The following is a 24,756-nucleotide window of genomic DNA, read 5'->3' as shown; positions in this document are numbered from 1 at the left end:
CCCCAGGGCCCCGCCGACCCTCCCCTTGCGGGGTCCGCCGGACTGTCGGGGGAGGGTCAGCTTCGGGCGCCGCCGATGGGCGCTGCGGCAGCGGTGAAGGCTGCGTCGAGGGCTGAGGTGGCGGCTGCGGCCATGTCGTTCACGGCAGCCTTCGGCGCGTCCGCGACTGCGGACGGCGCTGCGAGGAAGGCGTACCGGAACATGCCTCCGATCATCGCGGGGCGCGGCGGTGGTGTCGAACGGTTTTCCGTCCGCCGCTCAGAGGTTCTTGAGCGCCTCACGCACCGAGAGCGGTGACAGCCGGTCCCGGGCGCCGTCGACGAAGTCGCGTACGGCGGCGGGGTCGGTCTTCGCGTACTCCCGCAGCGCCCAGCCGATGGCCTTGCGGATGAAGAAGTCCGGGTGGTCCGCGCGGCGGAGGCAGTAGCCGAAGAGCCGGTCGGTGTCGGTGGCGTCCTTGTAGCGGAGCTGGTGCAGCAGGGCGGTCCGGGCGACCCACAGGTTGTCGTCGCCGATCCAGCGGTCCATCGCGCGAGCGAGCGCCGGGTCGGCGGTGACCAGCGGCCCGGCGACGTGCGCGGCGAGCAGATCGACCGTGTCCCACCAGGCGTCTGCGGTGACGAGGTGGTGCAGGACGGGCAGGAAGCCGGAGGAGCAGGAGGAGACGTGCCGGCGGAGGTAGTCGACGGCGAAGTACCGGTACTCCCGCTCCGGCAGCTCCCAGCAGCGCAGCGCGATCGCCGTGCAGTCCGGCTCGTCCGGCCGCCCGATGCCCGCCAGTACGGCCTTCGACAGGGCCCGGCGGCGCGGGGTCGGAATCCCGAGGAACGGCGCGATGTGCTTCATGTACGCGGCGGCGCCCTCGGCCCGTCCGGCGTCGGCGGCCGGGGCGTACAGCTCGGTCAGCCGGGCGAGGACGGTGTCGGCGAGCGGGCTGTCCGGCACGGCGGGCGCGTGCACCACGGCATCGGGAAGCGGGCCGCCAGGTGCGGCGGACGCGTGCACCACGGCATCGGGAAGCGGGCCGTCAGGTGCGGCGGGTTGGGGGGCTGCTGCGGGGTCCACGCGACGCACATTACGGCGATCAGACACCGCTTTCGGTTACTCTCCCCGAATGTTCGACCCTGTCCGCACCACCCAACCCACCGGTGCCACGGCCCTTCGTCGTTCGAAGGGGCTGCTCTCCCCCTGGTCCCGGTTCTCGCTGCTCGTCGCCGTGCTGCTCGGCGCCGCTTCGACGATGCTGCTGTTCGAGCCACAGAGACTGCTGGCGTCGGGGTGGCCGGAGCAGCTGACCGGCGGCGGTGCGGCGATGCTGTTCGGGCTCGCGTACGGGGCGCTGACCGTGGCGTTCGTGCCGCGTCCGCTCCTCAACCTCGCGGCGGGGGCGCTGTTCGGCGCGCAGTTGGGCCTCGCGGCGGCCTTGGCGGGCACGGTGCTCGGTGCGGGCGTCTCGTTCCTGCTGGGCCGGGTGCTGGGCCAGGACGCGCTCCGCACGCTGCTGCGCGGGAAGGTGCTCACCGCCGCCGACGGGGTGCTGAGCCGGCACGGCTTCCGCTCGGTGCTGGCGCTCCGCCTCTTCCCGGGCATCCCGTTCGCCGCCGCCAACTACTGCGCGGCCACCTCACGCATGGGGTACCCGCCCTTCCTCCTGGCCACCGGGCTCGGCTCCATCCCGAACACGGCGGCGTACGTCATAGCGGGCAGCGAGGCCGCCTCGCCGACCTCGCCCCTCTTCCTGGCGGCGATGGGGTTCATCGTGGTGTCCGGTCTCGGCGGCGCGCTGGTGGCCTGGCGCAAGCGCCACCGGCTCGGCCGGGACACGCCGGACAACTGAGCGTACGGCGGCACGTGGATGACCCCTGCGGTCATCCTGGCGTTCACCTCCAGGCGATACGCTTCCCGCGACCTCGATGTCCGCGATGTCCGCGGCCGCACTCCGTAGTCAGCAATCCGTAGTCCGCACTCAGTACGCCGCACTCTGCCGACGGGCCCAGTCGTCCCTGGCCGATGCACGATCATTTCCGGGATGGCCGAAGCCCCATGAGCTGGTTCGAATCATTCGTCCTGGGACTCGTTCAGGGACTGACCGAGTTCCTGCCGATCTCCTCCAGCGCCCATCTGCGGCTGACCGCCGCGTTCGCCGGCTGGCACGACCCAGGGGCGGCCTTCACCGCGATCAGCCAGATCGGCACGGAGGCGGCGGTGCTGATCTACTTCCGCAAGGACATCGCGCGGATCCTCTCGGCCTGGTTCCGCTCGCTGACGGACAAGGAGATGCGCAGCGATCACGACGCCCAGGTGGGCTGGCTGGTCATCGTGGGCTCGCTCCCCATCGGCGTGCTCGGCATCACGCTGAAGGACCAGATCGAGGGCCCCTTCCGCGACCTGCGGCTGATCGCGACGACGCTGATCGTCATGGGCATCGTCCTCGGCATCGCCGACCGGCTGGCCGCCCGCGACGAGGACGGCGGCAAGCACCGCGCGGTGAAGGAGCGCAAGACGCTCAAGGACCTCGGCATCCGGGACGGCCTCGTCTACGGGTTCTGCCAGGCGATGGCGCTGATCCCCGGCGTCTCCCGCTCGGGCGCGACCATCAGCGGTGGCCTGCTGATGGGCTACACCCGCGAGTCGGCCGCCCGCTACTCCTTCCTGCTGGCCATCCCCGCCGTCCTCGCCTCGGGCGTCTACGAGCTGAAGGACGTGGGCGAGGGCCATGTGTCGTGGGGGCCGACGATCTTCGCGACCGTGGTGGCGTTCTTCGTCGGATACGCCGTCATCGCGTGGTTCATGAAGTTCATCACGACCAAGAGCTTCATGCCGTTCGTCTACTACCGGGTGGCGCTCGGTGTCCTCATCTTCATCCTCGTCTCCACCGGTGTGCTGAGCCCGCACGCGGGTGAGTCCGCGGGCTGACGGTTCCGGTCGTACGGCCCCGCCCGGGAGCAGCCGGGCGGGGCCGATCCAGCAGCGCAGCAGCCAGCAGCGCGGATAGATGTCACCACGGTAGGGCGGGGGTCTGACAATCCCGGTTCAGCGGTCCGTGAAACCCGTCGCCGCGAGCACCGCGTCCACCGTCTCCTCGACCGTCAGCTCGGCGTTGTCGATCCAGAGGGCTTCGCCGGTCAGTTCGTCGCGCATCACCGTGTCCAGGAACGACCAGTCCGTGGTGAGCGTCTTGTCCCGGGCGCGGTTGCGCTCCCCCGCCTTCGCCACGCCCGGTGCGAGCACCACGCAGTGCAGCGGTCCGACGGCGATCTGCCGCCGGTAGAAGCCGAGGTGGGCCCGGCGGACGACCACGTCGTCGATGACGGGCAGGAAGCCGGCGGTGACGAAACTGTCCGCCAGCAGGCAGGCGTTGCGGGCCCGCAGGAAGATCTGCCGGTCCGCCTCCGCGTCCGGCTCCGGTGAGGGCCGGCGCCCGCCGGTGACGATGAGTTCCTGGAGGGCGTCGACCTCGATGTGGGCCGAGGCCGTGAACCGGGCGGCGAGCGCGGCGGCCACGGTGGACTTGCCGCTGCCCGGGATACCGCTCAGCAGCACGGCTCCCGCCGCCGGTCCGGTGTCCACCGGCACCTCGGTCCAGCTCATCGTCCCGGCTCCCTCCGCGTGCGGTCCGGCCCGCCTCCGCCCGGTGATCCTAGGACACCTCCCGGGCGGGAACTTCCCGGGCCGGGCCGCCGACTACTGGAGAACGAGGCCCGGCGGAACAGCCGCGGCGGCACGGCGGCCCCACGAGGGCCGGGAGGAGGCCGACAGGCATGCATTGGTACGAGGACGACGCGCTCTGGTCCGATTTCGCCTCGACGATGTTCCCGCCCGCCCGGGCCGAGTCAGCCGCCGCCCTCGTCACCTCCTCGCCCCTGCTGGACTTCCCACCGGGCTCACGGGTGCTGGACCTGTGCTGCGGTCCGGGCCTCTTCGTGGTGCCGCTGGCGGCGCGCGGGTACGCGGTGACGGGCGTCGACCTCTCGCCGTCGATGCTGGAGCGGGCGCGGAACGTCTGCGAGGCGGCGGGCGCCGAGGTCCGGCTGGAGCGGGCCGACATGCTCACGTACGCGGAGCCCGGCGCCTTCGACGTCGTACTGAACGTCTTCACCTCGTTCGGCTACTTCGCGGACGCCGAGGACAACCTCCAGGTGCTCCGCAACGCCTACGAGAGCCTCGCGCCCGGCGGGCAGCTGCTGGTCGACGTGATGGGCAAGGAGGTGCTGGCGGGCTGGATCGGACGGCCGAAGGTGGTGGATCTGCCGGACGGCGCATATGTCGTCCAGCGCGACACCGTCCTCGACAGCTGGCGGCGGCTGCGCACCGACTGGACCCTGGTGCAAGGGAGTTCGGCCCGTACGGCCTCCATCCACTCCTGGCTCTACTCCGCCGCCGAGCTGCACGCCTTGTTCACGGAGGCGGGGTTCACCGACGTGGAGTGCTTCGGCGGCTTCGACGGTTCGGGCTACGACCAGCACTCCGACCGGCTCATCGTCAAAGGACGGCGCAAGTGAGCTCCCGGGCGCGGCAGCCGGCCGCCACCGCGACCGTGCACGAGCACATCACCGACGCCGTGAAGACTCCGGATCTGATCCGGCTGGACGGCGAAATGGTGCTCGCGCGGTTCGAGACGATGAAGGTGTACGCGGCGCTCGGCGCGGTCCGTTCGCTGCTGCGCCGGGGCCGGGTGGTGCCGGGTCAGACGCTGGTGGACAGTTCCAGCGGCATCTACGCGGTGGCGCTCGCCATGGCGTGTCACCGCTACGGGCTGCGCTGCCACATCGTGGCCTCCACCACCGTCGACGCCACGATGCTCGCCCAGTTGGAGATCCTCGGCGCAACCGTGGACAAGATGCCGCCGTCGCAGAGCCTGCGCCTGGACCAGGAGCTGCGCGTCCGCCATGTGCGCCGGCTCCTCGCCGAACGGCCGGACTTCCACTGGATGCGGCAGTACCACGACGCCGTGCACCACGAGGGGTACCGGGAGTTCGCCGAGCTGCTCACCGCATCCCTGCCCGAGGGCCCGCTGACCGTGGTGGGCGCGGTCGGCACGGGTGCGTCGACCGGTGGACTGGCCCGTGCGCTGAGGGAGTCGGGGCGGGCGGTGCGGCTGGTGGGGATCCAGCCGTTCGGCAGCGTCACCTTCGGCAGCGAGCAGTTCAGCGACCCGGAGGCGATCATCGCGGGCATCGGCAGCTCGATCCCGTTCGGCAACGTCCACCACGAGCTGTACGACACCGTGCACTGGCTGGACTTCCGCCATGCGATGGCCGGTGCGGTCGGGCTGCTGCGCCGGCACGCGGTGTTCGCCGGTCTCTCCACCGGTGCGGCACATCTGGCGGCCTCCTGGGAGGCGGCCCGCGATCCGGGCCGACTGCACCTCGTGCTGGGCGCGGACACCGGACACCGTTACGCCGAGCGGGTGTTCACCCGTCACGCCGAGGCGCTGGACCCGGCCTCGCTGCGTCCCCGGCCCATCGATTCGCTCGACGCGCTGCGGCCGCCGTGGTCGGTGATGGAGTGGGGCAGGCGCGCCGCTCCGAAGGCCGCCCGCCTGCCCGAACAGGCCTCCCCCGCCTCCGTACCGACCGTGGAGATGCTGCCGTGACGATCGCCGCCCTGGAGTCCCTGTCCTTCGGGCTCGGCCGGATGGCCGAGGCCGCCGGGGAGACCGGCCACCGGCTCTGCCTGCTGACCGGCGACCGCTCGGTGTACCGGCACGAGCTGGCCGTCCTGCCGCCCGGCGCGCTGGACGTGGTGGACGTGGACACCGACGACCCGGCTGCGGTCCGCCGCGCGCTGGCCGCCGTGCCCTCGCTCGCCGGACTCATCAACACCACGGACACCTGGAGCGTTCCGGCCGCCGAACTCGCGACCGAACTGGGTCTCCCGGGCCCGGACCCGGAGGCGGTCCGGCTGCTGCGGGACAAGCGGCGGGTCCGGGAGGCGCTGTACGCACAGGGGCTGAGCCGGTCGGCGGCCGTGGCCGTGCGGCCCGGCCCGGCGGGGACGGAGGCGGTCCTGCGTACGGTCGGGCTGCCCGCCGTCCTGAAGGACTCGGCGGGCACCTCATCGCGCGGGGTGTGGATCGTGCACGACGAGGAGGAGCTGCACCGGGCGCTGGCGGAGGCCGGTCGGCAGAGCCTGAAAGGTGAGCTGTTCGCGGAATCCTTCCTCGCGGGTCCGCTGTACAGCGCGGAGACGCTGAGCTGGGAGGGAACCACGCGGCTGCTCGGCGTGCTGAGCCGACAGACGTCCCGGTCGGCGGTGGTACGGGAGGAGGTCGCGGCATTCCCGGTGGCGCTGCCGGGCGGGGAGCGGGACGGGATCGAGGCGTGGGTGGGCCGGGTGCTCGAAGTGGCGGGCCACCGAAGCGGGTTCGCGCACGTGGAGTTCATCCTGACCGCCGACGGGCCGGAGCTGGTGGAGATCAACCGGCGGATCGGCGGTGCGCTGGTCGGCGAGGTGCTCTGCCGGACGCTGGGCACCAATGTGTACACGGCGATGATGGATGAGGCGCTGGGCCGCCGCCCGGGACTGCTCGACGCCGAACTCGACGGCCGGGGCCCCGCGTACGGCTTCGTCCTCGTCTACGCCGACCGGCCCGGGCTCCTGAAGGGCTGGCACGGTCTCGGTGAACTCGCGGCCTTTCCGGGGTCCGTGGAGTGGTTCCCCGTACGCGAACCGGGTGAGCACCTGCCGCACGTGGGCGATCAGCGCGGGTGCACGGGGATGGTGCTGGCCGAGGCGTCGACGGCGGAGCTTGCGCAGCACCGGGCGTGGAGTGCGGCGGTCCGGGTGCGGCCGGTGATGGCGGACACGCCGTGAGGGCGGGGTGAGCCTCGAACGGACCCCGAAGCAGCAGTGGTTCACCGCTCCACAAGGGTTCCTGCTGGCGGGCTCGTTCGTGATCACGCTCGGCAGCTTCGCCGTGCTGCCGTACATGTCGGTGCTGCTGCACCAGCGGCTCGGTCTCGGGCTCGGCACCGTGGGCTTCGTGCTGGCGGTGGCTTCGCTGATCCAGTTCGCCGGCGGTGTGGTCGCGGGCCCGGTTGCCGCGCGGATCGGGCTGCGGCGGTCGATGCTGCTCGCGCTGGCGCTGCGGACGGCCGGATTCGCCGCGTTCGTACCGGGCTCGACCAGTCCCGTCCTGGCGATCGGTGCGCTCCTGCTGGTGTCGGCCGGCGCGGCGCTCTACCTGCCCGCCAACAAGGCTTATCTGGTGTCCGGTTCGCCCGACGAGGACCGGCCGAGGCTGCTGTCGGCGAGCAGTTCGGCGTTCAACGCGGGCATGGCGCTCGGCCCACCTGCCGCCGCGCCGCTGGTGATGGGCTCGCCCGGCGTGCTTTTCGCCTGTGTCGCCGGGCTGTTCGCCCTGGTCGCGGTGGGGCACGCGTTCCTGCCGCGCGACCAGGCGCGTCCGGAGGCGGTCGCGCCCCAGGAGTCCCCGTCCGGCGAACGGCGTTCAGGCCTCTCGCCGTTCCTGGTCACGGTGGTGAGCGTCTACGCGTTCATGTTCTTCCAGCACTACCTGGCGCTGTACGCGGTCCCCCGGACGTCGGCCGGCTTCTACGGCGTGGTGCTCATGGGGTACGCGGCCCTCCTCGTCGTCGCGCAGCCGCTGCTGGCGGAGTGGGTCGCCGCTCTGAGCTATCCGGCGGCGCTGCGGTGGGGGTTCGGGGCCATGGCGGCGGGGATGGCGGCCATCGCCGGTGGCGGTCACGTGGGCATCGCGGTGGGCGGGGCACTGCTCTGCGTGGGCGAGATCGTGCTCTTCCTGAAGAACGACCTGGAGGCGCTGGCCCGCGCCTCCGCTCCCGCCGCCACCGTGTTCGGCCGCCAGCGGCTCGCGGCGGGCATCGGGGCGTTCGCCAGCGGGGTGGTGGGCGGTCAGCTGTACGCGGCGGCGGAGTCGGCCGGTTCGGCGCGGGCGTTCTGGGTGGTGGTCTGCCTCCAGTGCCTGCTGCTCCCGGTCTTCCTGCTGGCCCGCCGTACCGCCCGGGACCGGTCGGAGCCCCGGGCGGAGACAAGGTCCGGGCTAGGGCGTGTTCCGGCGGATCCTGACCGGGGCCACGACGCCGGGCACACCCTGGACCGTGGCTGAACCGGCGACCACCGGCGCCCGCTCCCCCGGTTCCGTACGCCACTGCCCGGCCAGTTCTCGGCGGGCGCGGGCCACGCGGGAGCGCACCGTGCCGACGGGGCAGCCCGCCGCGTCCGCCGCCTCCTCGTAGGAGAGCCCCAGCACCTGGGTCAGGACGAAGGCCTGGCGGCGGGCCGGGTCCAGGTGGGCCAGGGCGTCGAAGACCGCGACCGACTCGTCGAAGCCGGGGAGGTGGCGCGGCTGGGCCCGTTCCGCCGCGATCTGCCAGTCGGCGGTGTCGGCGGTCCTGGGGCGGACGGCGGCCGTGCGGTGGCGGTCGATGACGACGCGCCGGGCGATGGAGAGCAGCCAGGTGCGGGCGCAGGAGCGGCCGGCGAAGCGGGCCAGGCCGCTCATCGCCCGCAGATAGGTCTCCTGGGCGAGGTCGTCGGCGCCGGGGACGTCGGCGCTGAGGTAGGCGACGAACCTGCGGACGTCCTCGTAGGTCGCCCGGACGAAGCGGTCGGCGGCCTCCCGGTCACCGCCGCCGGCGGCCAGCGCCCAGTCGGTGATCTGCACGTCGTTCTGGCGGGTGGCGTACGCCCGGGGCCGAGGCGCCGGGGTGACGGGCGGCCCGGCGGGGAGGGGGGTGGCAGTAAGGGTCACAGCAGTCCTTCGCGTCCTGGCGGGCCGTGGCGCGGTCGTCGGCGCCCGGTTCCGCGGGGCCGGGCACGCGGACGCCCCGGAGGGCGGTCCGGCGGTCACCGGCATGCCTGTCACAGGTGTGGGCGCGAGCGCACACCCGTACCGCCGCCGGGTCTCACGGACCGGGTGGGCGGCTGGAGGTCACAGAGAGGGAGCGGGAAGGGGTGGACCGCGCCGGGAGATGGCGTGCAGGGCGAGGAGGTCCTGAGGGCGGCGGCCGGGCCTGCGGCGGGTGCGCGGCCGGGCCGGCGGGACTGCGTCGAGCGGTGTCGCCGACCAGAGGCGCCAGGCCGTGCGGAGCGGAGTCCGTACGAAGAGGGCCAGGCAGCGGCCCAGCCGGGCGAGCGCCACCTCGCCGCGCCACAGCCACCAGCCGCAGACCAGCCCGGCGACCGCGTGGGCGGCGGCCATGCCGGTGGTGAACACCGAGGCGTCGAAGGCCGTCAGCAGCTCCATCCGGTGCGAGACGTCCCCGGCCGGGGCGGTGTGGGAGGCGTGGCGCATCGAACCCCGCGCGTGGTGCGCGCCTCCGGTGGCGGCGGCGAAGTAGGCGTGCAGCCCCAACTGGCCGAGCACATGGGCCGATACGGTGACCGGGGCGTTCCGTTCGCGGCCGGCGAGCCACCAGCCCGCGGCGGCGACCGGTACGAGGACGGCGAGCAGGGGCGGCAGCGGCAGCGGCCCGCCGGACATCAGGGCATGGCCGAGCCCGGACACGGCGACGCACACGACCGCGAACAGCGCGGTGCGGGCGAGGCGGAGTGCGGTTCCGGCTCCCATGGCGGCCATCGTGCCAGCAGCACCCGCCTCGCGGTGAAGACCAGCAGATGCGGAAACAACGGGAGTTCACCCCGTTTGCCCCAGCCGCCACCTCTGTGATTCATGTCACACAGCCCGCGATGGAACTTTCACCTCTCCCCCACCGACTGCTCCAACAACGCGTCCGCACACGCCTCGTGGCCCGGGGCCGACGCGTCCGCCCCGCCAGCCGACGCCCCCCGAAGAGGCCGCATGACGAACCAGCCCCCCGCACCCGAACCGGCAGCGGCCTCCGAACTCCCCGCGGACTCCTCCGAGATCACCGCGCCGGACCCTCGACTCCCCGGCCCCCGAACGCCGCGGCCGACCCAGCGCACCACCCTCCGCTCGGACCTGCGCGCCTCCTGGCCCGACGGTCTGGTGGCGCTCCTGGTGACGGCGGCCGTCTTCGTCCTCCTCTACGTACGCATCCGCAACAAGACCTCCTCCACGGTCTCCGTGATGCCGTTCATGGCCGACGCGGGCGGCTTCTGGATGTACTTCCTGAGCCAGGCGTTCGGCTGGTCCGCGCTGCTCTGGGCGTGGGGAACGGTGATCCTCGGCCTCCTGCTCTCCGGCCGGCGCCCCTCTCGCCTGCCACTCTCGGGCCCACGCCTGGAGCGCCTGCACCGCACCACGAGCCTCAACACCATCGCGCTGATCACCGCTCACGCCCTGCTGTTCGGAGCCGAGTTGGTGCGCCACTCCACCGCTTCGTGGAACTCCGCGCTGACGACCGCCTTCATCGAGACGTTCGTCCCCGGCGGCTACACCTCGGGCACCGGCCAGATCGCCATCCCGATCGGCCAGGCGGCGTTGTACCTCGCGATACCGCTCGGCCTCCTCTTCTACGTACGCCACCGCATCGGCCCGAAGACCTGGCGGGTCCTGCACCGGTTCGTGATCGTGGTCTACGTGCTGAGCGTCTGGCACACCCTGCTGTACGGGACGAACGTCTGGTACGACGGCTGGTTCCGCACCAGCGTCTGGCTCCTCCAGCTGCCGATCGCCGCGCTGCTGCTCGTCCGCCTGCTGCGCCCGGCCCGCCGCTCCGAGAAGCTGCCCCTCTCGCCCGGTGCCACCGCCTCGCGGACCGGGTGGGCGCTGCGCCTCGGCGGCCGCCTCGCGGTGGTCGGGGTCATGGTGGCGCTGGTCGTGGTGGTGGTCAGCGGCAACGACGGCGGGCGGAGCGTGCCGCCGGACGACACCTCCTCCACCCACAACCACGACTGACCGGCGCCCTCGCCGGCCGCGTGGGCCCGGCGACGTACGCTCGGGTCCATGACCACCCATGATCTTCCCGTGATCGCCGCCGTCGACGGCTCCACCCACAGCCGGCAGGCGCTCGACTGGGCCGCGCGGGAGGCCGTGCGGCGCGGGCTCCCGCTGCTGATCGTCCACGTCATGCCGCTCACCCGGAACGTCGACGAGGAGACCCGGCAGCGCGAGGCGGACGAGCTCCTCGCCGCGTCCGTACGCCGGACCGAGCTGATCGCTCCGGCGCTGCGCCCCGCGACCCTGGCCCCGCTGGACTTCCCGGCCGCCGCCCTGGTCTCGCTGGCCCGGGACGCGTCGCTGGTCGTGGTCGGCTCGCGGGGGCTCGGCGGCTTCCGGTCGCTGATGATCGGATCCAACAGCCTGGCGACCGCGTCGATGGCCAGCTGTCCCGTCGTCATCGTGCAGGACAGCGGCTCGGAGGAGGACGACCGGCCGCAGGACCACGGGGCGGCCTGCACCGACATCGTGGCGGGCGTGGCCGCCGACGAGAGCAGCGAGGCCGTCCTGGAGTTCGCCTTCGCCACCGCGGCCGCCCGGCCGGGTGCGCGGCTGCGGATCGTGCACGGCTGGACGATGTTCTCCTCGATGCTCTCGGGCGGGCCCGTCTTCGACCGGGAGAGCGCGGCGGGCTCGGCCGAGCGGAGCCTGTCGGAGGTGACCGCCGGCTGGGAGGAGCGGTACCCGCAGGTGGAGGTCGTACGGGAGCCGGTCAACGGGTCCGCCTCACGCACCCTGGTCACCGCCTCCGCCACGGCGGCGCTGACGGTGGTCGGCCGCCGCAAGGGCGGGGAGTCGCTCGGTCTCGGCCTCTCGCCGGTGGCGCAGACGACGGTCACGCATGCGCTGGGTCCGGTCGCGGTGGTGCCCTGCTGACCGGGCGGGCGGTCAGCTGCCCGCCCGCGCAGGCCCCTTGGCGTGGCGGGCGGCTTGACCGAGACTTGACCGATGACACAGCGTGTGGCACTCGCGACCGTGATGGACCGGCTCGCCATCGATGATGTGATCACCGGGTACGCCGTGACCGTGGACGACGGCGACTGGTCCGCGTACGAGGCCCTGTTCACGCCGGACGGCCGTGCGGACTACACGGGCGCGGGCGGCGTGGAGGGCCCGGCGGGCGAGATAGCGCGGTGGCTCACCGGGACGATGCGCCTCTTCCCGATCCGCCAGCACCTGATCGTGAACCGGCGCATCGACCTCCAGGACCTCGGCGGCTACCCGGGCGACCGGGCCCAGGTGCGGGCCGACTACCTCAACCCGATGCGCCTGGCGCGCGAGGGAGAGGCCTACGGCACGGGTGACACCGCGCCGGACTTCGTCTCCGGCGGGCGGTACACCTTCGAGCTGCACCGTACGGAACCGGGCTGGCGGATCCGTACGGTCACCGTCCACGAGAGGTGGCGCCGCACTCCCGGCCCGGCCTGAACCAGACCCCCGGCCGGGGGTCTCCGGTGTCCCGTGGGGATCACCTCCCCCACACTGGGTACAGAGCTGACCTGGCAGACCACGCGGCTGCTCACCCCGGTGGGACGAGGAGGGCACGGCATGCGGATGCGGGGCGGAGGGGTTCCGGCGTCCGACGGACAGCCGCCGGGCGAGGGCTCGGCGTCCGGCGGACAGCCGCCGGGCGAAGGCTCGGCGTCCGACGGGCAGCCGCCCCCAAGGGACCCGGCGTCCGACGGTCGGCCACCGGGCGGAGGGCCGCCCGTCCGCCCGTCGCTTCCCGCTTCCGGCTGGCTCCGGGGAGTCGCCGCGCTGCTCGCCGGGGCACTGCCCGCGCTCGCGTTTCCCGCGCCCTCGCTCTGGTGGCTGGCCTATGTCGCACTCGTCCCCTGGCTGCTCCTGATCCGCTCGGCGGCGACGGCACGGAGGGCGGCGCTGGACGGCTGGATCGGCGGCATCGGCTTCGTCATCGCCGTGCACCACTGGTTGGTGCCGAGCCTGCACGTCTTCATCGTGCTGCTGGCCGCGCTGCTCGGTCTGCTGTGGGCACCGTGGGGCGTACTGGCCGGACGACTGCTCGGCGGTGCGCCCTCCCCGCTGCGGGCCGCCGCCGCGGTGGTGGCTGTGCCCTCGGGGTGGCTGGTGATCGAGCTGGTCCGCTCCTGGGAGGGGCTGGGTGGGCCGTGGGGGCTGCTCGGGGCGAGTCAGTGGGAGGTGGGCCCGGCGTTGCGGGTGGCGTCGGTGGGCGGGGTATGGCTGGTGAGCCTGCTGGTGGTGGCCGTCAACACGGCACTGGTGCTGGTCACGACCGCGCGCGCCTCCGCCCGGACGACGGCCGGAGTGCTGCTGGTCGTCTGCGTCCTGGCCGTGACCGGGGCGTGGGCCTGGGCGCCGCGGCCCGCCGCCGCCGGGACGGCCAGGATCGCCGTCGTACAGCCGGGTGTCATCGCCGGCCGGGACAGCGTCGAGCGGCGCCTGGCCCGGGGCGAGGAGCTGACCCGTACGGTCGCGGGCCGGGACGTCGACCTCGTCGTCTGGGGCGAGAGCAGCATCGGCGCGGGCGCCTGGCAGGACCCGGAGACCGCTCGGCGCCTGGCGGCGCTCTCCCGGGAGACCGGGGCCGATCTGCTGGTCAACGTGGACGCCCGGCAGACGGACGGTTCCGGCCGGAGCGGGATCTTCAAGTCGGCGGTGCTCGTGGGACCGGACGGGCCGACCGGCGACCGGTACGACAAGATGCGGCTGGTGCCGTTCGGCGAGTACGTCCCGGCGCGCTCGCTGCTCGGCTGGGCCACCTCGGTCGGCAAGGCGGCGGGCGAGGACCGGCTGCGCGGCGACCGGCAGGTGGTGATGGCCCTGCCCGACGGCGACCGGCGGCTGCGGATCGGACCGCTCGTCTGCTTCGAGTCCGCGTTCCCCGACATGAGCCGGCGGCTGACCCGCGACGGCGCCCAGATCCTCGTCGCGCAGTCCGCCACCTCCACCTTCCAGCAGAGCTGGGCCCCGGCCCAGCACGCCTCGCTGGGGGCGCTGCGGGCCGCCGAGAACGGCCGGCCCATGGTCCACGCGACGCTCACCGGGATCAGCGCCGTGTACGGGCCGCGCGGCGAGCGGATCGGGCAGCCGCTCGGTACGGACGTGAGCGCCGCGGCCGTGTACGACGTACCGCTGACCCGCGGTACCACGCTCTACACCCGCTTCGGCGACTGGGCCGTGTACGGGGCGCTGGCGGCGCTGGCCGCCCTGTGCGCCGCCGAAGGGGTGCGGGCGCTCAGGAGGAAGCCTGCTCCAGGGAGTCCCGGACGATCCGCTCGCACAGCTCATGGGTCGCCAGAGCGTCCCGGGCACTGAGCACCTCGCCCGCGCGGACCGCGTCCAGGAAGGCGTGGACGCACGCCTCGATGCCGCGCTGCCGGGCCACCGGCACCCAGTCACCGCGCCGGCGCACGGAGGGCCGGCCCTTGTGGTCGACGATGTCGGCGAGGTTGAGGACCTGGCGCTTGGTGTCCCGGCCGGAGACCTCCAGGATCTCCTCGGTGGAGCCGTTCAGCCGGTTCATCATCCCGATCGCGGTGAAGCCGTCGCCGGAGAGCTGGAGCACCACGTGGTGCATCAGCCCGTCGAGGATCCGGGCGCGCACGGTGGTGTGGTCGACGGGTCCGGGAACCAGGAAGCGCAGGGTGTCGACGACATGGATGAAGTCGTCGAGCACCAGCGTGCGGGGATCCTCGGGCAGGCCGACGCGGTTCTTCTGCATCAGGATCAGCTCGCGCGGGTGCTCGGCGCACTGGGAGTAGCCCGGCGCGAAACGTCGGTTGAAGCCGACGGCCAGGCTGACGCCGCGCTCCTCCGCGAGGTTCACCAGCCGCTCGGACGCGGCGTACTCGTACGCGATCGGCTTGTCGACATAGGTGGCGATCCCGGCGTCGAGGAGCCGCTCCACGATCTCCGGGTGGACGGCGGTCGGGGCGTGCACGAAGGCCGCGTCGAGCCCTTCGGCGAGCAGCGCGTCCAGGGTCGCGTGGCGGGCGCCGGCCGGGATGCGGTGGGTGTCGCCGACCGCGTCGAGCGTGGCCGGCGTACGGGTCTGAAGGTGCAGCTCGACCCCTGGGACGGCGCTCAGCACCGGCAGGTACGCCTTCTGCGCGATGTCGCCGAGCCCGATGCAACCGACCTTCACAGGGGTCTCCCTCTCGCCGTGCAGACGTTCCGAAAGTTCCGTTGCCCGGCAGCATACGGGGCCGCCGCCATGCCGCTTCCGGCGACCGGTCGGGAAAGAAATGCCTGGCCAGGATCGTGATCACGGTCCAGGATGACCGGATGACTTCCGCAGAACGATCCGAACCCGCCCTCGACGCAGCCGAACGCCCCATGCTGGAGGGCTGGCTGGACTACCACCGCGAGACGCTCGCGATGAAGTGCGAGGGGCTCACGGACGCCCAGCTGCGCGAGGCGTCCGTGCCGCCCTCCGCGCTCACCCTGCTCGGCCTCGTACGGCACCTGGCCGAGGTGGAGCGCTATTGGTTCCGCGAGATCCTGGCGGGCGAGGAGCTGGCAGATCTCTACTCCACCGAGGAGGACCCGGACGGGGACTTCAAGGTCACGGAGTCCACCACGTGGGCCGATACCGAGGCGGCATGGCGGGCGGAGACAGCGGCGGCCCGCAAGAGCGCCGCCGGGTACGGGCTGGACGAGTTCTCGCAGGGCGTCGGCTCGGCGGGCCGGCCGTTCAGCCTGCGCTGGATCTACACGCACATGATCGAGGAGTACGCCCGGCACAACGGCCACGCCGACCTGGTGCGGGAGCGTATCGACGGCGCGACGGGCGACTGACCGTTCCGGCTGTCCGCCCCCTGTGGCGCTGTGCTGACCGGGTCACTCGTGCGGGCCATTCCTCGCCCACGGGCTGCCGCGCCGGTCGCCCGCACCGCAGAGTTACCGCGTGCAGCGAACCAGATTCACCACGAAACTCCTGGTCGGGGTGGCCGTGACCGCCGTCTCCGGGTGCGTGACGGTCGCCCCGCAGGGGGACCCGCACCGGCCTGTGACGGTGGAGCGCGGCGGGCCGGCCCAGGATGTGTTCCCGCAGGTCGTGCAGCCGCCAGGCCGCGAGGCGCTGGAGGCCGTCGTGGAGCCGGGCCCGTCACCGGGCCGGGCCGCCTCTGCCGCGCCTCCTTCCGCCGCGCCCCCGCAGGTCCGCCGGGCCGAGCCCGTGCCGGAGCCCCGGCCACCGGAGCGGACCACGCCACCGCCGGGCCGGACACCGCCCCGGCAACTCCCCGGCGTCCCGCGCGGTGTGCTGCCTCTCCTGCCACAGGCCCGGGGCGGCGGCCCGCACGATGTGTGTGCGCTCGGCCGGGGGTACGGCGGTTGGCCGGCGGGCAGCACAGAGGCCAGGATCTGCGAGGACACGTACGGCCGGTGAGAGCCGACGGGAACCGGGACGGCAAGCCTCCTGCCCGCCCCGGCACCCCCGGCCTCACAGCCCGCCCCGCCCCCCCCTCGGCCCACAGGCCGGCCCGGCGCCCCCGGAGCCCTCACATCCCCCGCATCCGCAGTTCCAGCCGCTCGATGGCCGCCCGCACTCCCCCGTCGTGACCGCTGTACGCGCCCTGCGCCCCGCTCCCGCCACCGTCCAGCCGGTCCGCCGCGTCACGGGCCTGGCGCAGGTGGATGCGGGCCGCGTCGGGGCGCTGGAGCTTCAGGTAGTCCGCCGCCAGGTTGAGGTGGAGCGAAGGGCAGAGCGCCTGGACCGCCAGCGAGTCCCGGTGCCCGTCGGGCCGGTCACCACTCAGCCCCTCGGCGGCCGTCAGTGCCCGCAGGTCCCACGCCAGCTCGTCCCCGGGGTCGTCCTGGGTGTCGGCCATGTAGTGCGCCAGGGTGCAGCGGTGCAGGGCGTCGCCGTCGGCGCCGAGCTCCGACCAGAGGAGGCCGAAGCGGTTGCGGGCCTCCTCCCGGTCACCGCCGTGGAGCAGCATGACCGCCTGGCCGATCCTGGTCATGACGGCGTCCTCGGACGCCTCCTGCTGCTCCACCACTGCGGTCTCCTTAGGCCCGTCCCGGCCGGTCGCGGTCCCGGTCCTTCCCGACGCTAGCGCCGGTCCCGGTCAATACCGCTCAGGCACGGGCTCCCCGGCCCGGTCGGGCCTCAGGCGAGGTTCGGGATGCGCCAGTCGATCGGCTGGTGGCCCTGGGCGGCGACGGCCTCGTCGATCTGTGTGAAGGGCCGGGAGCCGAAGAACTTCTTCGCGGAGAGCGGCGAGGGGTGGGCGCCCTTGACCACGACATGGCGCTCCTCGTCGATCAGCGGGAGCTTCTTCTGCGCGTAGTTGCCCCAGAGGACGAAGACGGCCGGGTCGGGCCGGTCGGCGACGGCGCGGATCACCGCGTCGGTGATCTTCTCCCAGCCCTTGCCCTTGTGGGAGTTGGCCTCGCCGGCGCGCACGGTGAGCACCGCGTTGAGCAGGAGGACACCCTGCTCGGCCCACGGCATCAGATAGCCGTTGTCCGGGATCGGCAGGCCGAGCTCCTGCTGCATCTCCTTGTAGATGTTGCGCAGGGAGGGCGGCGTCTTCACGCCGGGCCGCACGGAGAAGCAGAGCCCGTGTCCCTGGCCCTCCCCGTGGTACGGGTCCTGGCCGAGGACGAGGACCTTGACCTTCTCGTACGGTGTGGCGTCCAGGGCGGCGAAGACCTGCTCGCGCGGCGGATAGACAGGCCCCTTGGCCCGCTCCTCCTCGACGAAGTCCGCCAGCTCCTTGACGTACGGCTTCTGCAGTTCTTCGCCGAGGACGCCGCGCCAGGACTCGGGCAGCAGGTCGATATCGGTCACGTCCACAACCTCCGGTGAGCAACAGGTTCTTGATCCCCGAACCTACCGCCCGCCACTGACAACGGGCCCGGGGAGGTGAACTCCCCGGGCCCGTACACCTGCTACCTGCTACCAGCTCGCCTTGCGGTACAGCTCCCACATCTGCATGACGGTCTGCGGGTCGAGCGCGCGCTCGCCGCCGCCGATGTCCTCGCCGGAGGCGACGTACAGCTTGCCCTGCCAGAGCGGCAGCAGCCGGACGTCGTCGACGAGGATCTGCTGGGCCCGCTCGAACTGCTTGCTGACCGCGCCCCGGTCGCTCTCCTGCCGCGTGGCGGGGATCAGCTGCTGGGTGATCTCCTTGTTGCGGTACGGGGTTCCGGTGACGCTCTCCTCGCCGACGAACGGGGCGATGAAGTTGTCCGGGTCCGGGAAGTCCGGGAACCAGCCACGGCCGAAGACCGGGTAGTCGCCCTGCGTGAAGCCTTCCTGGAAGGTCTTCCAGGGCGCGCTCTCCAGCGTGATCTCGAAGAGGCCCGACTTCTCCAGCTGTCGCTCCAGCTCCTCGAACTCGGGCTGCGTGGAGGAGCCGTACCGGTCGGAGGTGTACCAGAAGGTCATCTTCACCGGCTCGGTGATCCCGGCCTCGGTGAGGATCTCCTTGGCCTTCTTCACGTCCGGGTCGCCGAAGGTGTCGAAGAAGCTGGTGGTGTGCCCGGAGATGCCCTTGGGGATCATCGAGTAGAGGGGCTCGGCGGTGCCCCGGTAGACCTTGGCGACCAGGGCGTCGCGGTCCACGATGTGCGCGATGGCCTTGCGGACGGCGGGCTTGGCGGAGGCCGGGTCCTTCGGGTTGAAGACCAGGAAGCGGATGTCGGCGCCGGTGGTCTCGATGATCTGGAGGCCGTCGTTGCCCTCCTTCTTGTCCTCCAGGCCGACGACCTCCTCGGCGGTCAGACCGCGGTAGGTCGCGTCGATCTCCTTGGTCTTGAGCGCGTCCACCATCTCGTTGGACTTCTCGAAGTACCTGATGGTGACCGCGTTGTTCTTCCGGTTGGCGAAGCCCTTGTAGTCGGGGTTCTTCGTCAGCTCGGCGGAGACACCGGCCTCGTAGGAGTCCAGGAGGTAGGGCCCGGAGCCGGTGATCTTGCCGTCGTCGCGGATCTTGTCCTTCGGGTAGTCGCCGGGGGCGACGAGGGACATGGCGGGCGTGGCCAGGATGAACGGGAAGGTGGCGTCGGACTTGTTCAGGTGGAAGATGACGGTGTCGTCACCCTTGGTCTCGATCCGGTCGAGCGAGCCGAGCATGCCGGCCGGGCCGCCCTTGAAGTGGATGTCCACGACCCGGTCGATGGAGTACTTGACGGCCTCGGCGTCGAGCTTCTCGCCGTTGGAGAACTTGAGGTTCTTCTTGAGCGTGCACCGGTAGGCCATGCTCGTGGCGTCGGTGAACGTGCAGGTGTCGGCCGCGTCCGGTTCGGGGCTCGTACTGCCGGTGGGGAAGCTGACCAGGGTCTGGTAGATGTTCCGCATCAGCTCCCAGGAGCCGTCCCAGGCCGCCGCGGGGTCCAGCGTGGACGGGGAGCTCGTCGTCCCGACGGTTATCTTCTGGTTCTCTTCCGATCCGCTGTCGGAGAGAAGACCGCAGCCTGCCAGCAGAGAAAGGGATGCTAGGGCTGCAGCGGCCTGCAGACTGGCCCGGTAGAACACGTGCACGCTCCTCGATCAGCCATGGGTCGGCAGACCATACCGCAGCGCCCCGCCGGAGCAATCCGTCGGCCCAGCGGGGCACTTGAGTCAATCAGGACCAAACCGGTTCAGGCCGCTCTCAGCCGACACCGGCGTTGAGGAAAATTCCTCCGTCGACCACCAGGGTCTGCCCGGTGATCCAGTCCGACTGTGCCGAGGTCAGGAAGGCCGCGGCACCTCCGATGTCCTCCGGCACGCCGAGCCGGCCGAGCGGATAGGCGGCCGCCGCCTCCGCCTCGCGGCCCTCGTAGAGCGCCTCGGCGAACTTGGTCTTGACCACGGCGGGCGCGATCGCGTTGACCCGGACGACCGGTGCGAACTCGTGCGCCAGCTGGGCGGTCAGGTTGATCATGGCCGCCTTCGACATCCCGTACGCGCCGATGAACGGCGAGGGCGCGACGCCGGCGACGGAGGCGATGTTGACGATCGCCCCGCCGTTCTCCTTCTGCCAGGCCTTCCAGGTCTGCTGGGCGAAGCCGAGCGCCGAGATCACGTTGGTCTCGTAGACCTTGCGGGCCACGTTCAGGTCGAGCTCGGCCATGGGGCCGAAGACCGGGTTGGTGCCCGCGTTGTTCACCAGGTAGTCGACCCGGCCGAACGCCTCCATGGTCCGCTCGACCGCCGCCGCCTGGTGGGCCTCGTCGTGGGCCTTGCCGGGGATGGCGATGACCCGGTCGGCGCCGAGCCGCTCCACGGCCTCCTTCAGGGCGTCCTCGCCCCGTCCGGTGATGGCCACCCGGTCGCCGCGCGCGACGAGCGCCTCGGCGACCCCGTAGCCGATGCCCCGGCTCGCGCCCGTGATGAGCGCGACTTTTCCGCTGTCCTGCACCGTCATGTCGTTCGCTGCCCTTCGGGTCAGTTGAGGGGGCCGCCGGCCACGTAGATGACCTGGCCGGAGACGAAGCCGGCGTCGTCACCGGCGAAGAAGGCGATGGCGTTGGCGACGTCCTCGGGACGGCCGACGCGCTGGACCGGGATCTGGGTGGCGGCGGCCGCCTGGAACTCCTCGAAGCCCATGCCGACCCGGGCGGCGGTCTGCGCGGTCATCTCGGTGACGATGAAGCCGGGCGCGACGGCGTTGGCGGTGACGCCGAACTTGCCGAGCTCCTTGGCGAGCGTCTTGGTGAGGCCCTGGAGCCCCGCCTTGACGGCGGAGTAGTTGGCCTGGCCGCGGTTGCCGAGGGCGGAGGAGGAGGACAGCGAGACAATCCGGCCGAACTTGGCCTCCACCATGTGCGCCTGGACGGCCTTCGCCATCAGGAACGCGCCCTTGAGGTGGACGTTCATCACGATGTCCCAGTCGGACTCGCTCATCTTGAACAGCAGGTTGTCGCGGAGCACGCCCGCGTTGTTCACGAGGATCGTCGGGGCACCCAGCTCGGCGGCGACCCGCGCGACGGCGGCCTCGACCTGGGCGCTGTCCGACACGTCGCAGCCGACCGCGAGCGCGGTGCCTCCGGCGGCGGTGATCTTCTCGACGGTGTCCTTGCAGGCCGCCTCGTCGAGGTCGAGTACGGCGACGGCGCGGCCCTCGGCCGCCAGGCGTACGGCGGTGGCGGCGCCGATGCCCCGCGCCGCTCCCGTCACGATGGCGACGCGCTGCTCGGTGGTGGACATGCTTGGTTCTCCTCGCCCTTGGAATCGCGGCTCAGCGGACGTCGGAGCGTCTCCCTGACAGTCCCAGCAGAGAGACCCCGATGACTGAGCAACCGCTTAGTACCTTCAGCAGACGAGACGCTAGAAGCCCTGGCACCCGGTGTCAACGGCGTACGGCCCGGGAGGCCGCACGTCACACCCGGCGGCGGCCCCCTCGTACCGGAACTCAGCGCACCAGCAGGTCGAGCAGCCGCTCCACCTCACCGGCCGGGTCGGTGGTGAGGCCGCTGTGCACGGCACCGGGCTGGACGACCGTGGAGCGCGGCGCGATCAGCCAGCGGAAGCGCCGCCCGGCATCGTCGCCGGCCGCCTGACCGGCCCCTTCACCGCCGCCGCAGACCCCTTCGACCGCGCGCAGGGCGGCCCGTACGCCCACCACGTCGGCGTTCGGGTCCAAGGCCTTGAGCTTCGCCTCGTCCAGATGCGTACGGGCGGCGACGAACGAGTGCGCCCGGCAGTAGACGAGCACCCCGGCGTTGAAGCACTCCCCGCGCTCGACCCGCGGGACGACCCGCAGGAGCGCGTACTCGAAGACATCGCGGCGCGTCATCGGCCACCCTCCCGGCCGGTACGGGCGGCTGCCGCGGCTCCGTCGCCGGAGGACGGCTGCGGCCGGGGCGGCAGCCGGTCGGTGAGCCAGCCCGGGGCCTGCGAGGGCCGGTTCGCGGTCGGCGCGTCCAGCGTGATCCGCTCATGGATGGTGGCGGCCCGCGCCAGCAGCGGCGCCACATAGGCGCGGCGCAGCTCTTCGGTGGAGGAGAACCCGGGCTCGTCCACCAGCCAGGCGTCCGGCACCTCGGCGGCCACCTCGGTCAGCAGCTCCTCGGTGACCAGCGGGGCGAGCTCGGCGGCAGCGGCGGCGATGTCCGGGGCGAAGGGGGCCAGCACATGGTCGGAGGCGTTGTACGGCTTCGCGGCCGAGGCCTCGGCGCCCGGCCAGTTGTGGTGCCAGATCATGGTGGCGCCGTGGTCGATGAGCCAGAGGTCGCCGTGCCAGACGAGCATGTTGGGGTTGCGCCAGGAGCGGTCGACGTTGTTGATCAGCGCGTCGAACCAGACGACCCGGCCCGCCTCGGCCGCGCCGACCTCGTAGGCGAGGGGGTCGAAGCCGAGCGAGCCCGGTAGGTAGTCCATACCGAGGTTCAGTCCACCACTCGCCTTGAGCAGCTCCTGCACCTCCTGGTCGGGTTCGGCGAGCCCGATGACCGGGTCGAGCTCGATGGTCACCAGCTCCGGCACCCGCAGCCCGAGCCGGCGGCCCAGCTCGCCGCAGATGACCTCCGCGACGAGCGTCTTGCGACCCTGGCCCGCGCCGGTGAACTTCATGACGTACGTACCGAGGTCGTCGGCCTCGACGATCCCCGGGAGCGAGCCACCCTCACGCAGGGGCGTGACGTAGCGGGTCGCTACGACCTCTTGCAACACCTTTTTAGGCCACCCATCTCTTCAACCTTGCAATCAACGGAATGCTTCTCTGGAGCGTAGAGGCCGCGAACACGGGTCAAAAGCTCTGGAGAGAATCTGGGGGGTTTCGGCTAGCAAGCTGATCTCCCACGTTCCCCGAGCAGACCGTCGATGGCGCCGCGCCCCTTGCTGCCGGCCTCCGGCATGAAGTGAGCATAGTAACCAAGAGTGATCGCAGGCGAGGAGCGCCAGAGCCACCGAGACAGGGTCACGACGGACTCTCCGGCTACCGACATGATCGAGGCGAAGGTGTGCCGAAGCACATGGAAGTCGTCCTTCGGAGACGCCGCCCACTGCCAGGCTTTCGCTCCCTCGGCTCGCGGCGGGATGACGCCCGCCTTGGCCAAGGCGGGCTTCCAGGTGTAGGGGTTCCATGTGTTCACCGCTACGGCGTTGCCGAAGCGCGTGGTGAGCAGCAGGGAGAACTTCTTCCTCTCTGTCTCCGGCTTCCCCCACGGCAGCTCCACTTCTACCGGCGGGAACGCTTCGATGTGACGCTTGAGTTCCGCGGCTACCGAAGGTGGCAGATCCATCGTGCGGATCTTCTTTCCCTTCGGCAGGGCGAAGTACAGCCGTCCATGAATCGCCTGCACTTGGCGCCGAACGTGCAGCTGGCCGCGCTCGTCATCGATATCCTCGGGACTGAGCCCGAAGACCTCCCCCTGGCGGAGTCCGCACCCCGGGCCGACGACGACGGCGATCCTGTTCCGCTCGCTGACGGCGTCGCGGACGCGCAGTGCCGTGTCCATCGGCCACGCGTCGCGCCGCTCCCGTGGCGACTTAGAGAGCGTTTTGTCCTGGCCAGGGCGTTTGATAACTGGCGCGATGTTGGCCGCTTTGGTAGGCCCGTGCCGGCGTGTGAGGATCCGCCTGTGGAGTGTGATGTGTGCGGGCGGTTGATGTGGCGGTGGCCGGTGCCACCGACGGCCTGGGAAGAGGAGATCTGGTCCTGTTCCTGGTGCCATGCGGCCACCCATGTGGGCGGCGAGTGGTTCGAGATTTCGCGACCGCCGTATCTGCCCCTGGGGATGCGCTGGGAGAAGGCCGTCGCGGACGGCCTTGCCTCTGGTGCCTCCCACGCGTTCGGCATCTTCGACAAGACGATGTGCGGCATTCAGGAAGCCGGCATGTCACCGTCCGACTACTTGTGGCTGCCGGAACGGGAAGATGCGTGCGGCGCCTGTCGGGAAGCGGCGAGTCTCATCGATAGCCGCTGGCCGCAGTCGATGAGGAGTAAGGATGCGCGGGTCACCGTGGCCCGGCGGCTATGAGTCCTTCCAGTTCGGAGTCGACTCTCGGGTGAGCCTGCGGCTCATCAGGTCGATCATCGCGAGGTGGATCATCGCCTCGGAGCGATGGGGGTGGGTTTCGTAGTCGCGGGCGAGGCGGCGGTGGTGCATGAGCCATCCGAAGGTCCGCTCGACGACCCAGCGTCGCGGAATCACCTTGAAGCCCTTGAGAGCGGGGTCGCGGCGGGTGATTTCGACGTCGATGCCGAGGCGGGCGCCGTGGTCGATGACCTTGGTGCGGTAGCCCGTGTCGGCCCACGTCTTCGTGATACGCGGATGGTCTGCGGCGATGCTCGAGAGAACCTGAATGCCGCCGACGTTGTCGGAAACGTTGGCGGCTGTGACCAGCACGGCCAGGAGGAGGCCGAGCGTGTCGACGCCGATGTGCCGTTTGCGGCCCGCGATCTTCTTGCCTGCGTCGATGCCCTGGCCGGCCGCGGGCACATTGGCCGAGGTCTTGATGCTCTGGGCGTCCAGGACGCAGGCGCTCGGCTCGGCGTCGCGGCCTTCGGCCTCTCGGACCAGTCGCCGCAGGAGACCTTTGAGTTGGTCGAAGACCTCGTCCTTCTGCCAGGCGGCGAAGTACCCGTAAACCGACTCCCATGGGGCGAAGTCGTGAGGCAGGTATCGCCAGGGGATCCCGGTCCGGTCGACGTAGAGGATGGCGTCCATGATCCGGCGCAGATCGTGTTCGGGCGGTCGGCCGATGTCCAGGCCCTTCCCTCTTCGCTCGGCCCGCCAGGCTGTCAGCGTTGGTTCCAGCAGTTGCCAACGGGCATCGGACAGGTCACTCGGATAGGGCCGCTGCTTACGAGGCATGTTTCCGTAGTACCGATGGCCGCCGCCCTGCCACAGGGCGCAAACCAGTGCGACCGGGGGCGCGTTAGGATCAGACAGGAGCGAAGGGGCCGAAACGGGCCCTCGAAGGCCGTCATTCGTCTCACCTGTCGCAAAACACGTCTACTGCCCCAGTCGACCTGAAGCGGTCCGTT

27 protein-coding genes are annotated in these 24,756 nt (G+C 71.7%); 13 read left to right on the top strand and 14 right to left on the bottom strand.

Annotation, left to right across the window (positions count from 1 at the left end; genetic code table 11):
• Positions 1–258: 258 nt before the first annotated feature.
• Complete coding sequence (locus ACIRR8_RS29635) at positions 259–963, bottom strand: DNA alkylation repair protein (protein ID WP_404070722.1); 705 nt, start codon at positions 961–963, stop codon at positions 259–261.
• Positions 964–1,114: 151 nt separating this feature from the next.
• On the opposite strand from ACIRR8_RS29635, the gene ACIRR8_RS29630 reads away from it, so the two are divergent.
• Positions 1,115–1,837 (top strand): TVP38/TMEM64 family protein, encoded by a 723-nt coding sequence (locus ACIRR8_RS29630; protein ID WP_404070539.1) that lies wholly within the window; start codon positions 1,115–1,117, stop codon positions 1,835–1,837.
• A 206-nt stretch (positions 1,838–2,043) separates the two neighbouring features.
• Entirely contained in the window at positions 2,044–2,916 is an 873-nt protein-coding gene (locus ACIRR8_RS29625; RefSeq protein WP_404070537.1) for an undecaprenyl-diphosphate phosphatase, read from the top strand.
• A gap of 117 nt (positions 2,917–3,033) precedes the next feature.
• Here the strand turns inward: ACIRR8_RS29625 and ACIRR8_RS29620 are convergent, their stop codons facing one another.
• The gene (locus ACIRR8_RS29620; RefSeq protein WP_404070535.1) at positions 3,034–3,591 is read right to left on the bottom strand and encodes an AAA family ATPase; all 558 of its coding nucleotides are present in this window, start codon (positions 3,589–3,591) and stop codon (positions 3,034–3,036) included.
• A gap of 170 nt (positions 3,592–3,761) precedes the next feature.
• On the opposite strand from ACIRR8_RS29620, the gene ACIRR8_RS29615 reads away from it, so the two are divergent.
• From ACIRR8_RS29615 to ACIRR8_RS29600, 4 genes are read left to right on the top strand one after another with little or no spacing between them, the layout of a single operon-like run.
• On the top strand, positions 3,762–4,502 hold the full coding sequence (locus ACIRR8_RS29615) for a class I SAM-dependent methyltransferase (RefSeq protein ID WP_404070533.1): 741 nt from the start codon (positions 3,762–3,764) through the stop codon (positions 4,500–4,502).
• On the top strand, positions 4,499–5,596 hold the full coding sequence (locus ACIRR8_RS29610; protein WP_404070531.1) for a pyridoxal-phosphate dependent enzyme: 1,098 nt from the start codon (positions 4,499–4,501) through the stop codon (positions 5,594–5,596). Before ACIRR8_RS29615 ends, ACIRR8_RS29610 begins: the two co-directional genes overlap by 4 nt.
• The gene (locus ACIRR8_RS29605) at positions 5,593–6,816 is read left to right on the top strand and encodes an ATP-grasp domain-containing protein (protein WP_404070529.1); all 1,224 of its coding nucleotides are present in this window, start codon (positions 5,593–5,595) and stop codon (positions 6,814–6,816) included. Before ACIRR8_RS29610 ends, ACIRR8_RS29605 begins: the two co-directional genes overlap by 4 nt.
• Before the next feature lie 7 nt (positions 6,817–6,823).
• Positions 6,824–8,092, top strand: a complete 1,269-nt coding sequence (locus ACIRR8_RS29600) for an MFS transporter (RefSeq protein ID WP_404070527.1) — start codon at positions 6,824–6,826, stop codon at positions 8,090–8,092.
• Here the strand turns inward: ACIRR8_RS29600 and ACIRR8_RS29595 are convergent.
• Positions 8,027–8,737 (bottom strand): sigma-70 family RNA polymerase sigma factor, encoded by a 711-nt coding sequence (locus tag ACIRR8_RS29595; RefSeq protein ID WP_404070525.1) that lies wholly within the window; start codon positions 8,735–8,737, stop codon positions 8,027–8,029. The genes ACIRR8_RS29600 and ACIRR8_RS29595 overlap by 66 nt on opposite strands.
• Before the next feature lie 180 nt (positions 8,738–8,917).
• On the bottom strand, positions 8,918–9,556 hold the full coding sequence (locus ACIRR8_RS29590) for a hypothetical protein (RefSeq protein ID WP_404070523.1): 639 nt from the start codon (positions 9,554–9,556) through the stop codon (positions 8,918–8,920).
• Positions 9,557–9,787: 231 nt separating this feature from the next.
• On the opposite strand from ACIRR8_RS29590, the gene ACIRR8_RS29585 reads away from it, so the two are divergent.
• The 4 genes from ACIRR8_RS29585 to lnt all read left to right on the top strand — a co-directional run bounded on the left by ACIRR8_RS29585 (position 9,788) and on the right by lnt (position 14,146).
• Complete coding sequence (locus tag ACIRR8_RS29585) at positions 9,788–10,807, top strand: ferric reductase-like transmembrane domain-containing protein (protein WP_404070521.1); 1,020 nt, start codon at positions 9,788–9,790, stop codon at positions 10,805–10,807.
• Between the two features lie 48 nt (positions 10,808–10,855).
• Positions 10,856–11,725: a universal stress protein gene (locus ACIRR8_RS29580; RefSeq protein ID WP_404070519.1), complete on the top strand. Its 870-nt coding sequence runs from the start codon at positions 10,856–10,858 to the stop codon at positions 11,723–11,725.
• Positions 11,726–11,797: 72 nt separating this feature from the next.
• Positions 11,798–12,277 (top strand): nuclear transport factor 2 family protein, encoded by a 480-nt coding sequence (locus ACIRR8_RS29575; RefSeq protein WP_404070517.1) that lies wholly within the window; start codon positions 11,798–11,800, stop codon positions 12,275–12,277.
• Positions 12,278–12,397: 120 nt separating this feature from the next.
• Positions 12,398–14,146 carry an apolipoprotein N-acyltransferase gene (gene lnt, locus ACIRR8_RS29570; protein ID WP_404070515.1) on the top strand — a complete coding sequence of 583 codons (1,749 nt, stop codon included), beginning with the start codon at positions 12,398–12,400 and terminating at the stop codon, positions 14,144–14,146.
• Here the strand turns inward: lnt and ACIRR8_RS29565 are convergent.
• Positions 14,067–14,975, bottom strand: coding sequence for a Gfo/Idh/MocA family protein (locus ACIRR8_RS29565; RefSeq protein ID WP_404070513.1), 909 nt, complete (start codon positions 14,973–14,975; stop codon positions 14,067–14,069). The genes lnt and ACIRR8_RS29565 overlap by 80 nt on opposite strands.
• A gap of 140 nt (positions 14,976–15,115) precedes the next feature.
• Here ACIRR8_RS29565 and ACIRR8_RS29560 point away from each other — a divergent pair, with 140 nt between their 5' ends.
• Positions 15,116–15,628: a DinB family protein gene (locus ACIRR8_RS29560; RefSeq protein WP_404070511.1), complete on the top strand. Its 513-nt coding sequence runs from the start codon at positions 15,116–15,118 to the stop codon at positions 15,626–15,628.
• Between the two features lie 109 nt (positions 15,629–15,737).
• A complete protein-coding gene (locus tag ACIRR8_RS29555; protein WP_404070509.1) occupies positions 15,738–16,220 on the top strand; it encodes a hypothetical protein in 483 nt (160 codons plus the stop codon).
• 112 nt (positions 16,221–16,332) lie between these two features.
• Here ACIRR8_RS29555 and ACIRR8_RS29550 read toward each other — a convergent pair whose 3' ends face one another.
• The 8 genes from ACIRR8_RS29550 to ACIRR8_RS29515 all read right to left on the bottom strand — a co-directional run bounded on the left by ACIRR8_RS29550 (position 16,333) and on the right by ACIRR8_RS29515 (position 23,224).
• Positions 16,333–16,833 carry a hypothetical protein gene (locus ACIRR8_RS29550; RefSeq protein WP_404070507.1) on the bottom strand — a complete coding sequence of 167 codons (501 nt, stop codon included), beginning with the start codon at positions 16,831–16,833 and terminating at the stop codon, positions 16,333–16,335.
• A 110-nt stretch (positions 16,834–16,943) separates the two neighbouring features.
• Complete coding sequence (locus ACIRR8_RS29545) at positions 16,944–17,627, bottom strand: uracil-DNA glycosylase (RefSeq protein ID WP_404070505.1); 684 nt, start codon at positions 17,625–17,627, stop codon at positions 16,944–16,946.
• A 108-nt stretch (positions 17,628–17,735) separates the two neighbouring features.
• Positions 17,736–19,316, bottom strand: coding sequence for an ABC transporter substrate-binding protein (locus ACIRR8_RS29540; RefSeq protein WP_404070503.1), 1,581 nt, complete (start codon positions 19,314–19,316; stop codon positions 17,736–17,738).
• A gap of 118 nt (positions 19,317–19,434) precedes the next feature.
• Complete coding sequence (locus ACIRR8_RS29535; protein ID WP_404070501.1) at positions 19,435–20,190, bottom strand: SDR family oxidoreductase; 756 nt, start codon at positions 20,188–20,190, stop codon at positions 19,435–19,437.
• A gap of 20 nt (positions 20,191–20,210) precedes the next feature.
• Entirely contained in the window at positions 20,211–20,972 is a 762-nt protein-coding gene (fabG, locus tag ACIRR8_RS29530) for a 3-oxoacyl-ACP reductase FabG (protein ID WP_015607234.1), read from the bottom strand.
• 205 nt (positions 20,973–21,177) lie between these two features.
• Positions 21,178–21,561 (bottom strand): DUF3037 domain-containing protein, encoded by a 384-nt coding sequence (locus ACIRR8_RS29525; RefSeq protein ID WP_404070499.1) that lies wholly within the window; start codon positions 21,559–21,561, stop codon positions 21,178–21,180.
• The gene (locus ACIRR8_RS29520) at positions 21,558–22,436 is read right to left on the bottom strand and encodes a HipA family kinase (RefSeq protein ID WP_404070497.1); all 879 of its coding nucleotides are present in this window, start codon (positions 22,434–22,436) and stop codon (positions 21,558–21,560) included. Before ACIRR8_RS29520 ends, ACIRR8_RS29525 begins: the two co-directional genes overlap by 4 nt.
• A gap of 110 nt (positions 22,437–22,546) precedes the next feature.
• On the bottom strand, positions 22,547–23,224 hold the full coding sequence (locus ACIRR8_RS29515; protein ID WP_404070495.1) for a site-specific integrase: 678 nt from the start codon (positions 23,222–23,224) through the stop codon (positions 22,547–22,549).
• A gap of 123 nt (positions 23,225–23,347) precedes the next feature.
• Between ACIRR8_RS29515 and ACIRR8_RS29510 the strand changes: the two genes are divergently transcribed.
• The gene (locus ACIRR8_RS29510) at positions 23,348–23,746 is read left to right on the top strand and encodes a hypothetical protein (RefSeq protein ID WP_404070493.1); all 399 of its coding nucleotides are present in this window, start codon (positions 23,348–23,350) and stop codon (positions 23,744–23,746) included.
• Here the strand turns inward: ACIRR8_RS29510 and ACIRR8_RS29505 are convergent.
• Complete coding sequence (locus ACIRR8_RS29505) at positions 23,741–24,583, bottom strand: IS5 family transposase (RefSeq protein ID WP_404070491.1); 843 nt, start codon at positions 24,581–24,583, stop codon at positions 23,741–23,743. The two genes, ACIRR8_RS29510 and ACIRR8_RS29505, sit on opposite strands and share 6 nt — an antisense overlap.
• Positions 24,584–24,756: the final 173 nt, after the last annotated feature.

Origin of the sequence: Streptomyces sp. NPDC101178 (assembly GCF_044767965.1) — a bacterium.
Classification (GTDB): Bacteria; Actinomycetota; Actinomycetes; order Streptomycetales; family Streptomycetaceae; genus Streptomyces.
The sequence above is the reverse complement of the archived record's forward strand: the minus strand, read 5'-3'. Positions and strand labels throughout refer to the sequence as shown.

Excerpts from the sequence above, each read along its gene's own strand:
- ACIRR8_RS29615 (WP_404070533.1), top strand. The coding sequence starts at position 3,762 with ATGCATTGGTACGAGGACGACGCGCTCTGGTCCGATTTCGCCTCGACG.
- fabG (WP_015607234.1), bottom strand. The coding sequence starts at position 20,972 with ATGTCCACCACCGAGCAGCGCGTCGCCATCGTGACGGGAGCGGCGCGG.
- ACIRR8_RS29625 (WP_404070537.1), top strand. The coding sequence starts at position 2,044 with ATGAGCTGGTTCGAATCATTCGTCCTGGGACTCGTTCAGGGACTGACC.
- ACIRR8_RS29575 (WP_404070517.1), top strand. The coding sequence starts at position 11,798 with ATGACACAGCGTGTGGCACTCGCGACCGTGATGGACCGGCTCGCCATC.
- ACIRR8_RS29580 (WP_404070519.1), top strand. The coding sequence starts at position 10,856 with ATGACCACCCATGATCTTCCCGTGATCGCCGCCGTCGACGGCTCCACC.
- ACIRR8_RS29620 (WP_404070535.1), bottom strand. The coding sequence starts at position 3,591 with ATGAGCTGGACCGAGGTGCCGGTGGACACCGGACCGGCGGCGGGAGCC.
- ACIRR8_RS29505 (WP_404070491.1), bottom strand. The coding sequence starts at position 24,583 with ATGCCTCGTAAGCAGCGGCCCTATCCGAGTGACCTGTCCGATGCCCGT.
- ACIRR8_RS29590 (WP_404070523.1), bottom strand. The coding sequence starts at position 9,556 with ATGGGAGCCGGAACCGCACTCCGCCTCGCCCGCACCGCGCTGTTCGCG.
- lnt (WP_404070515.1), top strand. The coding sequence starts at position 12,398 with ATGCGGATGCGGGGCGGAGGGGTTCCGGCGTCCGACGGACAGCCGCCG.
- ACIRR8_RS29630 (WP_404070539.1), top strand. The coding sequence starts at position 1,115 with ATGTTCGACCCTGTCCGCACCACCCAACCCACCGGTGCCACGGCCCTT.
- ACIRR8_RS29515 (WP_404070495.1), bottom strand. The coding sequence starts at position 23,224 with ATGGACACGGCACTGCGCGTCCGCGACGCCGTCAGCGAGCGGAACAGG.
- ACIRR8_RS29525 (WP_404070499.1), bottom strand. The coding sequence starts at position 21,561 with ATGACGCGCCGCGATGTCTTCGAGTACGCGCTCCTGCGGGTCGTCCCG.
- ACIRR8_RS29535 (WP_404070501.1), bottom strand. The coding sequence starts at position 20,190 with ATGACGGTGCAGGACAGCGGAAAAGTCGCGCTCATCACGGGCGCGAGC.
- ACIRR8_RS29585 (WP_404070521.1), top strand. The coding sequence starts at position 9,788 with ATGACGAACCAGCCCCCCGCACCCGAACCGGCAGCGGCCTCCGAACTC.
- ACIRR8_RS29560 (WP_404070511.1), top strand. The coding sequence starts at position 15,116 with ATGACTTCCGCAGAACGATCCGAACCCGCCCTCGACGCAGCCGAACGC.